This is a genomic window from Microbacterium sp. M28 (assembly GCF_025836995.1).
Lineage (GTDB): Bacteria > Actinomycetota > Actinomycetes > Actinomycetales > Microbacteriaceae > Microbacterium.
Genome location: NZ_CP107546.1, coordinates 432,683 through 444,488, shown reverse-complemented (window position 1 = coordinate 444,488; position 11,806 = coordinate 432,683). Strand labels below are relative to the sequence as shown.

Here is an 11,806-nt window from a genome sequence, read left to right as displayed (position 1 = left end):
GTCACCCATCCCCCATCGTGATGCCGAAGCCGCGGAACCGGGCGAGCGCGTCGCCTGCTCCGTGCCGCCCCGCTGCGAACAGCGAGACCGCCGCCCCGACCCAGTGCCCCTCGATCGCCTGGAACTGCGGATCGATGTCGATCCTCGCACCATCTGCCATCAGCGCGACGCGCACGCGCGCGTCGGCGTCGACATCCAGCATGACCGTCGCGGTCGCAGCGGAGACCGGCACCCGCAGATGCACGTGCTCCTCCTGGTCCTCGCGTCCGCGGACGGCGACGACGGCCTCGGCCCCGGCCTCGCCGATCCGCACCCCTGCCCAGACGTAGGCGTGACCGAGCACGGCGATGCCCGCCCGATCCCCCGGCCTCGCCGAGACGAGCTCGACGTCCACCCGGGATGCGGAGGGCTGGCCGGGCAGCGGCTGCGACAGGACACGGGGAAACGTGCGGACATTGCCCCCGTCCGCACTGCCGCGCAGCGTGAGCGCGTCCGATCGCCAGGCATCATGGCCGCGCCGCACCACGGCATCCGGATCCGGATCGGCCTCCCACTGCCAGCTCGCGCTCGGTGCACCGCCGGCGAAATCGTCCGAGCGCGCCAGCGTGCGGATGCCCTGACCGGTTCCCCGCGGGGACGGATGCTGCAGCACCGGCTGCGCCGGGCCACCGGCGACCGCCTGGCCCATCACAGGCCAGCCGTCCTCGCCCCACGCCATGGGCTGCAGGTGCAGCACCCTGCCGTACACGCCGCGGTCCTGGAAGTGCAGGAACCAGTCACCCCCGTCGCCGTCGTCGACCCAGGCTCCCTGATGCGGCCCGTTGACCGGGGTGTCGCCCTGCGCGAGCACGATGCGGTGCTCGTACGGACCGTAGGGATCGTCCGCGCGGAACACCGTCTGCCACCCGGTGGCCACACCGCCGGCCGGGGCGAAGATCCAGTACGCGCCGTCGCGCTGGTAGAACTTCGGCCCCTCGAGCGTGGTGAACCCGTCGAGGCGATCGCCGTCGATGACATCGACGGCGACGCCGCGCGTCTCGGTGAGGCGCTCGTCGACGGGGACGACCGTGAGCACGTTCTTGCGTCCGGAGCGCGAGCGCGCCCAGCCGTGCACGAGGTAGGTTCGGCCGTCCTCGTCCCAGAGCGGGCAGGGGTCGATCAGCCCGAGTCCGGCCAGGAGCAGGCGCGGCGGCGACCAGGGCCCTGCCGGGTCCTCGGCGGTCACGACGAAGATCCCCTGGTCGGGGTCGGGGTACACCACGAAGAAGGTCCCGTCGTGGTGCCGGATCGAAGGGGCCCACACGCCTCCCCCGTGCCGGGGCAGGGCGAACCAGGCCAAAGGTTCGTTGCGCTCGAGCGCGTAGGAGATGCGCGTCCAGTTCACGAGATCGTCGGAGGCGAAGATCGGCAATCCGGGCGCGCGATGGAAGCTCGATGCCACGAGGTAGAAGCGATCACCGACGCGGATGGCGTCAGGATCCGGCACATCGGCATCGATGATCGGATTGCGATACAGGCTCGCGTCTTCGACGAGTTTCATCTCCCTCACGGTAGTCGAGAAACCGGTTCCTGTCCAAGTCTCGCCGCCCTCGGCATCCGAAACTTAGTTAGACTACCTAAGTAATGCCTGCCTCCGACGAATCTCTGCACACCACCGCCACCGACTTGCGCATGGCCACCTTCCGGCTGGCCCGCCGTCTCCGACGCGAACGCGCAGACGACCACATCAGCGACGCGCACTTCGCCGTGCTCGCGAATCTGAAGATGAACGGGGCCCTCACGATCGGCGCTCTCGCGCAGCGCGAGCGGGTGACGGCCCCGACGATGTCCAGTACGGTCGCAGCCCTCGTAGAGGACGGATACGTGACCCGCGTGCAGGACGAGGACGACCGACGCCGCGTCCAGGTGGCGATCACGGATGCCGGCACGGATGTCGTGACCGAGACGGTGCGCAAACGCGATGCCGCGCTGTCGTCCGCGCTGGCGGAGCTGGACTTCACCGAGGCCGAGCTGGAGACGCTCCGAGAAGCGAGCGCCCTTATGCGGAAGGTGGCCGAGCGATGACCCGTTCGTCCTCGCGACGCGCCGCCGGCGCGTCGCGCCGAGCCTCCGGGCGCGGGGCCCCTGCGATGTTCCGGTCGTTCTCGACCTTCAACTACCGGGTCTGGTTCATCGGCGCGCTGGTGTCGAACGTCGGCGGCTGGATGCAGGCCACAGCACAGGACTGGGTCGTGCTGACCGAGCTGACCGACAACGACGCGACGGCCATGGGCGTGACCATGGCGCTGCAGTTCGGCCCTCCGCTCGTGCTCGTCAGCCTGACCGGATGGGCGGCCGACCGCTTCGACCGCCGCAAGCTCCTGCTCGTGACCCAGTCGACCCTCATGGTGCTCGCGCTCGGCGTCGCGGCGCTGCTGCTGACCGGGGTCATGACGCTGCCGCTCATGTTCCTGTTCGCGTTGGCCTTCGGCATCACCAACGCCTTCGATGCACCGGCGCGCCAGGCGTTCGTGTCGGACATGGTGTCGATCGACGACGCGTCCAACGCGGTCGCGCTCAACTCGGCGTCGTTCAACATGGCACGGCTCCTGGGGCCTGCGGTCGGCGGCCTCCTGATCGTCGCCGTCGGCACCGGCTGGGTGTTCGTCGCGAATGCGGTCACCTTCCTCGCCATGCTCATCGCACTGCTGCTGATGCGTTCGAGCGAGCTCCTGCCTCGGGCGAAGAGCCGCAAGGGCTCGGGTCTGGCCGAGGGCTTCCGCTACGCGTGGCGGCGGAGCGACCTCGCCGTGACCTTCGTGATGGTGTTCCTCATCGGTGCGTTCGGCATGAACTTCCCCATCTTCGCCTCGACCATGGCGCTCGAGTTCGGTCGGGAGGCTGACGGGTACGGTGTGCTCAGCTCTGTGCTGGCGATCGGATCGCTCACCGGCGCGCTGCTCGCGGCGAGGCGCGAGCGCGCGCGCATCCGTGTGTTCGTGATCGCCGCCGGCGGCTTCGGGGTCGTCTCGCTCATCTCGGCCGCGATGCCGACCTACTGGACGTACGCCGCGTCGCTCATGTTCGTCGGGTTCATGATCGTGACGATGATGACGACCGCGAACGGCTACGTCCAGACGACGACCGATCCGGCGCTGCGCGGCCGGGTGCTCGCGCTCTACATGGCGGTGATCATGGGGTCGACGCCCGTGGGCGCTCCCATCGCCGGGTGGGTCACGGACGTCTTCGGACCGCGAGCCGCGATCGCGGTCGGCGGTTTCGCCGGCATCCTCGCGATGATGATCGGCGTCGGATGGATGCTGGCCTCCGGACGCCTGCACCGCCGAGAGGACGCCCGCTTCCTGCTCACGCTCGATGAGACCCGGCCGCTGACCGTGGTCGGGCCCGACCCGACGGAGTTCAGCGACGAGGTCGCCGCGACGACGCCGATCCGGACGGAGCGCCGCTCCGCGTGACCGGCCGGCGAGAAACCATGCGGGGCGCGAGAAACACCTGCCGACGTGGTTTCTCGAGTACGAAGTGGTTTCTCGCCCGCCTCACGCGGGACGAGTCCTTACGATTCCGTGACCGGTGCCCCGTGCGCGTCTCGATGCTCGTAGCCTGAGCCTGTGACCGCCTCTTCCCGACCCCGCGCGATGATGGCCGCGATCGCCGGTATCGCGGCGGCGATCGTCGGCGTCGGGGTCGGCGAGCTCGCCGCCGCACTGTTCGCCGCGACCTCTGGTCCGTTCACCGTGGTCGGCGGGGCGCTGATCGACGCGGCTCCGACGTGGGCGAAGGACACCGCGATCGCGTGGTTCGGCACCGCCGACAAGGTCGCTCTGCTGATCGGGATCGGCCTCGTCCTGGTCGTGGCCGCCGCGGCACTCGGCCTGTGCGAGGCGAGATGGCGACGGTCCGGTGTGAGCACGTTCGTCGCGATCGGCGCCATCGTCGCCGCGATCGCCGTCACGCGATCGTCGGATGCCGGGATGCCGTCGTGGCTGCCCTCCCTGCTGGCCGGAGCGACCGGCGCCCTCGCCCTGCACCTGCTCGTCGGCGTCCTGGTCGGTCGCCCCGAAGCGGATGCCGCAGCGCACGCGGAGCTGCCGTCGCGGCGCCGCTTCCTCGCCTGGGCCGGCGGCACGGCCGCGCTCGGCATCGCGCTCACGATCGCCGGAACCGTCGCGCGCGCGGGCACCTCGGCGGTCACCACCGTGCGCGACGCGCTGCGCCTGCCGAAGCCCTCGGCCCCGGCGCCGGCTCCACCAGCCGGGGCGGTGCTCGATGTCCCCGGCATCACCCCGCTGATCACGCCGAACGCCGATTTCTACCGGATCGACACCGCCATCGTCGTGCCGACGGTCGATCCGGCATCCTGGCGACTGCGCATCCACGGGATGGTGGCGGAGGAGATCGAACTCACGTGGGACGAGCTGCTGGCTCTGCCGATGACGGAGACGACGGTGACGTTGTCGTGCGTATCGAACGAGGTCGGCGGAGACCTGATCGGCAACGCCGTGTGGCTCGGGCATCCGATCCGCGAGCTGCTCGCGCGCGCGCGTCCCACCGCTGATGCCGACATGGTGCTGTCGACGTCGGTCGACGGCTTCACCGCGAGCACTCCCCTGGAGGCGCTCACGGACGACCGCGATGCGCTGCTCGCGATCGGCATGAACGGAGAGCCGCTGCCACTCGCGCACGGCTTCCCCGTGCGCATGGTCGTACCTGGACTCTACGGCTACGTCTCCGCCACCAAGTGGGTCACGGATCTCGAAGTCACGCGCTTCGATCGGGACCGGGCGTACTGGACCGACCGCGGGTGGTCCGAGCGCGGTCCGATCAAGCTGCAGTCCCGCATCGACGTGCCACGGGCCGGGCGCGACGTCGCCGCCGGCGACAGCGTGATCGCCGGTGTCGCGTGGCAGCCGCACACCGGCGTCGCCGCCGTCGAAGTGCAGATCGACGACGGCGACTGGCGGCGGGCCGAGCTGGCTCCGGCCATCTCGGACGACACCTGGGTGCAGTGGCGGATGCCGTGGTCCGCCGAACCCGGCGACCACCGCATCCGGTGCCGCGCCGTCGGTGCCGACGGGGAGACGCAGACCGAGGCTTCCGCACCGCCGGCACCCGACGGGGCGACGGGGTGGCACACCGTCGCCATCAACGTCCGCTGACGCTCTCAGCTCATTCCTTCACGCTGCCGGAGGACAGCCCCGTCTGCCAATAGCGCTGCAGGAACAGGAACGCCACCACGAGCGGGAGGATCGAGACGAACGATCCGGTGATCACGGTCGAGAACACCGCCTGCGAACCGCCGCCGGCCGAGGCAGCCGCCTGGATCTGCGCGAGACCGACGGTGATCGGATACAGCTCCGAGGTGTTCAGCATGATCAGCGGCAGGAAGTAGTTGTTCCAGGTGCCGACGAGCGAGAAGAGGAAGACGGTCACCAGGCCAGGTCCGAGGAGCCGTAGCCCGATCTGCCAGAACGTGCGGAACTCGCCCGAGCCGTCGACGCGCGCGGCCTCGACGATGCTGTCCGGGATCGCATCGGCCGCGTACACGCGCATCAGGTAGACACCGAAAGGGCTGACGAGCGACGGGACGATGATGGCCCACGGCGTATCGGTGAGGTTCGCCGCGGAGAACAGCAGATACGTCGGCAGGGCCAGAGCGGTGAGCGGGATCATGACGGCACCGAGCGTGATGCTGAACAGCAGCTTCCCGCCGCGGAACTCGTACTTCGCGAACGCGTAGCCGGCCATCGCGGACAGCAGGGTCGCCCCGACGGCCGCGACGACCGCATACAGGATGGTGTTCAGGATCCACCTCAGGAAGATCCCGTCGCGCATCTCGAAGAGCTGGACGAGGTTGTCCCACAGCGAGAACTCCCCGCCGAACCACAGACCGAACGTCGAGAACAGGGCGGCGTTGTCCTTCGTGGACGAGACGATGAGCCACCACAGCGGCAGGACGAAGTAGAGCACGCACAGCCACAGCAGCACGGTCAGCAGCACGCTGCGGCGCTTCTGTGCGACGTAGGGACGCGGAGGCCGAGCACGGCGTCGGCGGCTGACCGATCCTGGTGCGACGACGGCGCGAGTGTCGAGATCGGTCATGAGAGCCTCCGCTCGCGCCGCTCACGGCGCTGTTCGCTGAGCTGGACGACGTACGACACGACGGCGATCACGATCCCGAGCAGGAAGGCGATGGCTGCGGCGTAGTTCAGCTCCTGATTGATGAACGCGAGGTTGTACGCGTAGTAGTTCGGGGTGAACGAGTTCGAGATCGCGTCGGGGGCGATCGTGTTGAGCAGGCTGGGCTCGTTGAAGAGCTGGAAGGAGCCGATGATGCTGAAGATGACCGTCAGCATGATGGCGGAGCGGATCGCGGGGATCTTGATGCTCCAGGCGACGCGGAACTGGCCCGCACCGTCGATCTCGGCCGCCTCGTACAGTTCTGCCGGGATCGCCCGCAGAGCCGCGTACATGATGATCATGTTGTAGCCGATGAACTCCCACGTGACGATGTTCATCATCGATCCGAGGATCGACCCCGGCGAGAGGAAGTCGGGGGTGCCGAAGCCCACGGCGCGCGCCACCTGCGCGATCGGCCCGAAGTCCGGGCCGTACAGGTAGCCCCACATCAGCGTCGCCACCACGGCCGGGACGGCGTACGGCATGAAGATCAGCAGCCGGATGCTGCGCGAACCGCGCGCCCGGCCGCTGTCCAGCGCGAGGGCGAAGAACAGGGCGAGGCCCAGCATGATCGGCACCTGCACGACGAGGAACAGCGCCACCCGCCCCAGGCTGGCCAGGAAATCCGGGTCGAGCAATGCCCTGGCGTAGTTGGCGAGCCCGGCGAACTGCTCACCTCCGATGAGCTTGCTCTCGAACAGGCTCAGGTAGCCCGAGTAGATGAGGGGGACGACGAGCATCGCGGTGAAGACGATGAAGAAGGGAAGGATGAACAGATAGGCGGCACGCTGCTGCTTGCGCTTGATGGTGCCGGTTCGGCGACGCTGCGCCACCGGCAAGGGGGACTGCGACATGACGGATCCTCTCGGAAGCTGGCGGCGGGGCACCGCGCGCGTCGCCGCGGCGGCGCCCCACCCGGTCTCACTCGACGGTGAAGCCCTGGTCCTCGGCGTACGTCACGAGATCGTCCTGCCACGCGTCGAGCGCAGCGGCGATGTCACCCTTGGCCGCGATGACCGTGCCGACGTTCTCCTCGTACGAGGCGTACGCGTAGTCCATGAACGGCAGCCACTGGAAGTCTGTATCGACCGTCTCGGAGATCTCCGCGAACAGCTTGTTGACCTGCTGCCCGCCGTAGAACTCCGACTCGAGGTCGACGAACTCCGGGTTCTCCAGTACCGAGATCTGCGGCGGGTAGAGGAACTGCTGCGTCGCGAACTGCATAGCCGACTCCTCGTCGTGGTTGAGGAACATCGCCAGCTCCGCAGCGGCGATCGGGTTCTTGCTCGTCGCGAGCACGGCGTCGGAGGATCCACCCCAGTTACCCGACGCGGAGGCGCCTTCCTCGATCTGCGGCAGCGGCGCCGCACGCCAGAGCCCCGAGGTGTTCTCGGCGGTTCCCTGCAGGAAGACCGGGCCCCACGCCGCGGTCAGCCAACCGGCGTACTTCCCGTTCGACAGGCCTTGATACCACTGGTCCGTGAAGTCGACGTCGGTGGCGACGAGGTCCTTCTGGATCAGCTCGGTCCAGTACGACGCGATCTCCTTCGCGCCTTCGTTGTTGACGTCGATCGAGACGGTCTCCTTCCCGTCGTAGCCGAACGGCTTGAGACCCGCCTGCCAGAAGAAGCCGATCATCTGGCCGGCCTGCGTGGCGCCGAGGTTTGAGATGTACGAACCGGTGGCGTCCTTCACCGCCTGCGCTGCCGTCGCATACTCCTCCCAGGTCGCGGGCGGCTCGGCGATCCCCGCCTGGCTCAGCAGGTCCTCCCGGTAGAGGTTTCCCATCGGCCCGACGTCCTGCGGGATCGACCAGACCTCATCGCCTGGTGAGACCTGATTCCACGCCCAGCCGACGTAGTCGTCGGCGAGCTCGTCGGCACCGTAGGGTGCGAGATCGAGCAGAGCCTCGGCGAGCACGAACGAGGGGATGTGCTGATATTCGATCTGCGCGACATCCGGCGCCCCCTCCCCGGCTTCGAGCGCACTGCGCAGCTTCTGATAGTGCGGGAGTCCCTGCCCGACGTTCTCGACCTTCACGTCGATCTCCGGGTACTTGGCCTCGAAGAGTGCGACCTCGTCCTCGATGTTCGGCACCCAGGTCCAGAAGGTCAGTTCGGTCGGGGTGCTGAGCGCCTCTTCGCGCTGCTCGTCCGTGATCGGTCCCGCGCTCTCCTGCTGCCCACCGGGAGTGCACCCGGCGAGGACGAGAGCGGTGAGGGCGGCGCCGGCGATGAGCGCCATGCGGCGATGTGCTGTGTTTCTCATATCCTTCTTCCTCTTCTTCGAGTGACGAGCGGGTGCGCGTCAGCGGTCCAACAGGATCAGGGATCCCCACGGGGCGATGGTCAGCTCGTCGGCGGCGCTGTGGACGGTGCCGTCGACGGCATCCTCCACATCGGATGCGAGGGCGATCGATGCCGCGGTCCAACTCCAGTTGAAGACGAACCAGGCGCGCTGTCCGCCCGGCAGCGTGCCGGAGCCGACCGTCACCGGAAGCGCGTGTTCGCTCGTGAGCCGGTCGGCGATCCGCTTCGGAACGGCCCACCGGATCAGGCTCGAGGCGAGTTCGTGGGATGGCACGGTGCCGACGGTGGTCACCCGGCCTCGACCATGCGGCTTCGTGACGATGGCCGGGAACGATCGGAACCGCGGATGGTCGTACCCGGCGACGACCTGGGCATTCTCGTCCGCGATCAGTCCGTCCGCCCAGAGCCGAGCCGTTCCCACAGGGCCCGGCAGTTCGGTCGTGCGCACCGGAACGTCGCGCTGCAGATTCGAGAACTCCTCGTACCGGACGCCGGCGGCTTCGACCAGCCGATCGGGCGCCTGCGCGATGCGGGCGCGCGCCTCCTCGTCGGCATACCCGGTGCGGATGCCGATCACCAGATGCCCTCCCGCGTCCGCATAGGCGGCCAGGAGATCGAGTTCCTCATCGGTGGCGACGTAGAAGGCGGGCGCGATGAGCACCCCGAAGCGTTCGGCCAGTGCGGCGGCTCCGATCCCGAGCGCCTGCGCAGGGTGCAGGATGCGCGTCTGCGCTCCGGCATCGATGACGCCCCGATGGAAGGCGTCGAAGATCCGGTGATACGCGGCTCGGTCGGCTCGCCCGTCGGCATCGGGGAACGGCGGACTGAACTCGAGCGCGTACCGGCTGTCGTTCGACCAGAGGATCGCGACGTCCGCATCAGGCTCGAACCCATCAAGCCGCGTGCCGACGGATCCGAGCGCTGCGCCCAGCGCTGCGACCTCACCGTAGATGCGCCCTGGCTCGAGGCTGTGCGGGAGGACGCCGCCCCAGTACGTCTCCGTGCCGTAGGGCAGCGTGTGCCAGTGCCAGTACTCGATCATCGCCGCGCCCCGTGAGATCAGCGCGAGCGCGGCCTGACGCAACTGCCCCGGATAGGGCGGCAGGTTGAACTCCGGGCCGCCGATGGACTGCGCATCCGTCTCCGTCACGAGGAAGCGCGACTGCTTGGAGGAGAACAGGCGATCCGCCTGTCGGAGCAGCCCGGCCACCCCTGACGTCGTCCACGGCGTCACCGGTTCGAGATCGAGCGTCGCGTCGAGGTGGTCCTGCATCGCGTAGTAGGGATTGCCGGCCGTGACGTCGAGTCCGCGCACCAGCTTCTCATCGTCGACGGCAGGGCGCGGATACGCGATGCACGTCGTCACGAACTGCTCCGGCCGGGCGTATTCGCGCACGATGTCGGCCTGCCAGGTGATGAACTCGGTGGTGAGATCGGCCTGATAGCGACGCCAGGCGAGGTCGTACTGCGGCAGCGTGTTGCCGTCAGGGGTCCACAACTCGGACCAGTCGGCGATGCGGTGAGACCAGTAGGTGAGACCCCACTCGCGGTTGAGCGTCTCGACGTCGCCGTACGTCGCCGCGAGGCGGCGAACGAATCGCCGAAAGGTTCCCCGGTTGTGCGGCAGCAGCATTCCCGGTTCGTTGTCCACCTGGTAGCCGATGACGGCCGGGTGCTCGGCATATCGGGCGATGACAGCGCGGATGACGCGTTCAGCGTGGAAGCGGAACGCGGGGTGCGAGTAGTCGACCTCCTGCCGAGCGCCCCACGCCATCGGCTCCCCCGTACGCACCTCGGCTGCGATCTCGGGGTACGCCTGCTGCAACCACGGCGGCACGGCGTAGGTCGGCGTCCCGATGATCACCGAGATCCCGCGCGCATGCGCTCCGTCCAGGACGGGCTGCAACCAGTCCAGGTCGAACTCGCCGTCCCGCGGCTCCCAGGTCGACCACACCGACTCCCCCACCCGGATGACCGTGAACCCGGCATCCTTCATGAGATCCAGGTCGGTTTCGGTGCGCTCCTCGCGGTGGTACTCCGCGTAGTACGCGGCTCCGAACAGGATGCCGCTGAATTCGGCGGCGTCTGCGGGGCGCTGGTGCTTCATCTGACGTACTCCGTTGTCTTCGTCGTGGGATGTTGTCGACAACATCCGGTGAGAGCTACTATGTTGTCGACCACATTGCTTTGTCAAGACCCGGTTTCGATTCGATCTGCAAAAGTTCATGAGAGACCAGACGACGGGAGCACTCATGACCGCCGGGAACCCCCGAGCCAAGCCGTCGACGATCTACGACGTCGCCGCCGCCGCCGGGGTGTCGCACCAGACGGTGACCCGCTTCCTGCGCGGCTACCCCGGCATCCGGCCGGAGACGCAGGCCAGGGTCGATCGCGCCATCGCGGAACTCGGTTATCGCCCCAACCTCACGGCGCGGAGCCTGAAATCCGGGCGCTCGCACCGCATCGGCGCCCTGACGCACGAGTTGTCACAGGTGGGACCCAGCCGCATCGCCGAGGGCGCCGCGGCCGCCGCGCGCGAAGCCGGCTACGTCCTCGATCTCGTGTCACTGGACATGCGCAATCCGCACGCGGTCGAGGAATCGCTCCAGCTGCTGACCCAGCAGGATCTCGCAGGCATCCTCGCACTCGGCTCGACCGACGAGATGTCGCAGGCCTTCGCCTCGACGAGGTTCCGCGTTCCGACGTACATCGACGTCGAATCCGACGACGCGCCTGACCAGCATCGCAATCGCCTCTCCACCGTCGGGGTACCGGCGCTCGTGGACCACCTCGTCGGCTTGGGCCACCGCCGGATCGCCCTGATCGCCGGACCCGACAACTGGTCGGCGTCCCGCAACCGCACCCGGGCGTTCCACGCGGCCCTGACTCGTCACGCTCTCGAGGCGGAGGCGGTCATCCAGGGGGATTGGTCCGCCCGTTCCGGCTATGCGGCCGTCGCGGAGGCCGCGGGGATCGGAGCCGCCACAGCGGTCGTCGCCGCGAACGACCAGACCGCGCTCGGCGCGATGCTCGCGTTGAAGGAGAGCGGGCGCCGAGTGCCGGAGGACGTGAGCGTGGTCGGCATCGACGACATCCCCGAGGCCCGTTTCTACGACCCGCCGCTGACCACGGTCCACAACCCGTTCGAGTTGCAGGGCCGAGCCGCGCTGCACCGGCTGCTCGCGCTCATCGACGCCGACCACGCGGTCGACCTCGACGTGCCGCTTCCGGAGCTGATCGTGCGGCGTTCATCCGGGCCGGCACCCGCCTCCGCCTGAGGTTGCTCCCCCGCGTGCAGGCCGACCTCGCTACCGTGGAGT

General features: G+C 68.6%; 9 protein-coding genes. 4 read left to right on the top strand and 5 right to left on the bottom strand.

The features are described from left to right. Position 1: 1 nt before the first annotated feature. Complete coding sequence (locus tag OED01_RS02105) at positions 2–1,540, bottom strand: glycoside hydrolase family 43 protein (protein ID WP_264156761.1); 1,539 nt, start codon at positions 1,538–1,540, stop codon at positions 2–4. Positions 1,541–1,623: 83 nt separating this feature from the next. On the opposite strand from OED01_RS02105, the gene OED01_RS02100 reads away from it, so the two are divergent. From OED01_RS02100 to OED01_RS02090, 3 genes are all read left to right on the top strand, one after another. After that, positions 1,624–2,064: a MarR family winged helix-turn-helix transcriptional regulator gene (locus OED01_RS02100; RefSeq protein ID WP_264156760.1), complete on the top strand. Its 441-nt coding sequence runs from the start codon at positions 1,624–1,626 to the stop codon at positions 2,062–2,064. A 65-nt stretch (positions 2,065–2,129) separates the two neighbouring features. Then, entirely contained in the window at positions 2,130–3,455 is a 1,326-nt protein-coding gene (locus OED01_RS02095) for an MFS transporter (protein ID WP_264157899.1), read from the top strand. Between the two features lie 180 nt (positions 3,456–3,635). Further along, complete coding sequence (locus OED01_RS02090; protein ID WP_264157898.1) at positions 3,636–5,156, top strand: molybdopterin-dependent oxidoreductase; 1,521 nt, start codon at positions 3,636–3,638, stop codon at positions 5,154–5,156. A 10-nt stretch (positions 5,157–5,166) separates the two neighbouring features. On the opposite strand, the gene OED01_RS02085 is transcribed toward OED01_RS02090, so the two are convergent. The 4 genes from OED01_RS02085 to OED01_RS02070 all read right to left on the bottom strand — a co-directional run bounded on the left by OED01_RS02085 (position 5,167) and on the right by OED01_RS02070 (position 10,593). Next, positions 5,167–6,099, bottom strand: coding sequence for a carbohydrate ABC transporter permease (locus OED01_RS02085; protein ID WP_264156759.1), 933 nt, complete (start codon positions 6,097–6,099; stop codon positions 5,167–5,169). Beyond that, complete coding sequence (locus OED01_RS02080; RefSeq protein WP_264156758.1) at positions 6,096–7,031, bottom strand: carbohydrate ABC transporter permease; 936 nt, start codon at positions 7,029–7,031, stop codon at positions 6,096–6,098. Before OED01_RS02080 ends, OED01_RS02085 begins: the two co-directional genes overlap by 4 nt. A gap of 67 nt (positions 7,032–7,098) precedes the next feature. Continuing rightward, positions 7,099–8,445 (bottom strand): ABC transporter substrate-binding protein, encoded by a 1,347-nt coding sequence (locus OED01_RS02075; protein WP_264156757.1) that lies wholly within the window; start codon positions 8,443–8,445, stop codon positions 7,099–7,101. A 39-nt stretch (positions 8,446–8,484) separates the two neighbouring features. Beyond that, on the bottom strand, positions 8,485–10,593 hold the full coding sequence (locus tag OED01_RS02070) for a beta-galactosidase (protein ID WP_264156756.1): 2,109 nt from the start codon (positions 10,591–10,593) through the stop codon (positions 8,485–8,487). A 145-nt stretch (positions 10,594–10,738) separates the two neighbouring features. Here OED01_RS02070 and OED01_RS02065 point away from each other — a divergent pair, with 145 nt between their 5' ends. After that, on the top strand, positions 10,739–11,764 hold the full coding sequence (locus OED01_RS02065; protein WP_264156755.1) for a LacI family DNA-binding transcriptional regulator: 1,026 nt from the start codon (positions 10,739–10,741) through the stop codon (positions 11,762–11,764). The last annotated feature ends 42 nt before the right edge of the window (positions 11,765–11,806 follow it).

Coding starts and splice junctions, on each gene's coding strand:
- OED01_RS02105 (WP_264156761.1), bottom strand. CDS start 1,540: ATGAAACTCGTCGAAGACGCGAGCCTGTATCGCAATCCGATCATCGAT.
- OED01_RS02100 (WP_264156760.1), top strand. CDS start 1,624: ATGCCTGCCTCCGACGAATCTCTGCACACCACCGCCACCGACTTGCGC.
- OED01_RS02095 (WP_264157899.1), top strand. CDS start 2,130: ATGTTCCGGTCGTTCTCGACCTTCAACTACCGGGTCTGGTTCATCGGC.
- OED01_RS02090 (WP_264157898.1), top strand. CDS start 3,636: ATGATGGCCGCGATCGCCGGTATCGCGGCGGCGATCGTCGGCGTCGGG.
- OED01_RS02085 (WP_264156759.1), bottom strand. CDS start 6,099: ATGACCGATCTCGACACTCGCGCCGTCGTCGCACCAGGATCGGTCAGC.
- OED01_RS02080 (WP_264156758.1), bottom strand. CDS start 7,031: ATGTCGCAGTCCCCCTTGCCGGTGGCGCAGCGTCGCCGAACCGGCACC.
- OED01_RS02075 (WP_264156757.1), bottom strand. CDS start 8,445: ATGAGAAACACAGCACATCGCCGCATGGCGCTCATCGCCGGCGCCGCC.
- OED01_RS02070 (WP_264156756.1), bottom strand. CDS start 10,593: ATGAAGCACCAGCGCCCCGCAGACGCCGCCGAATTCAGCGGCATCCTG.
- OED01_RS02065 (WP_264156755.1), top strand. CDS start 10,739: ATGACCGCCGGGAACCCCCGAGCCAAGCCGTCGACGATCTACGACGTC.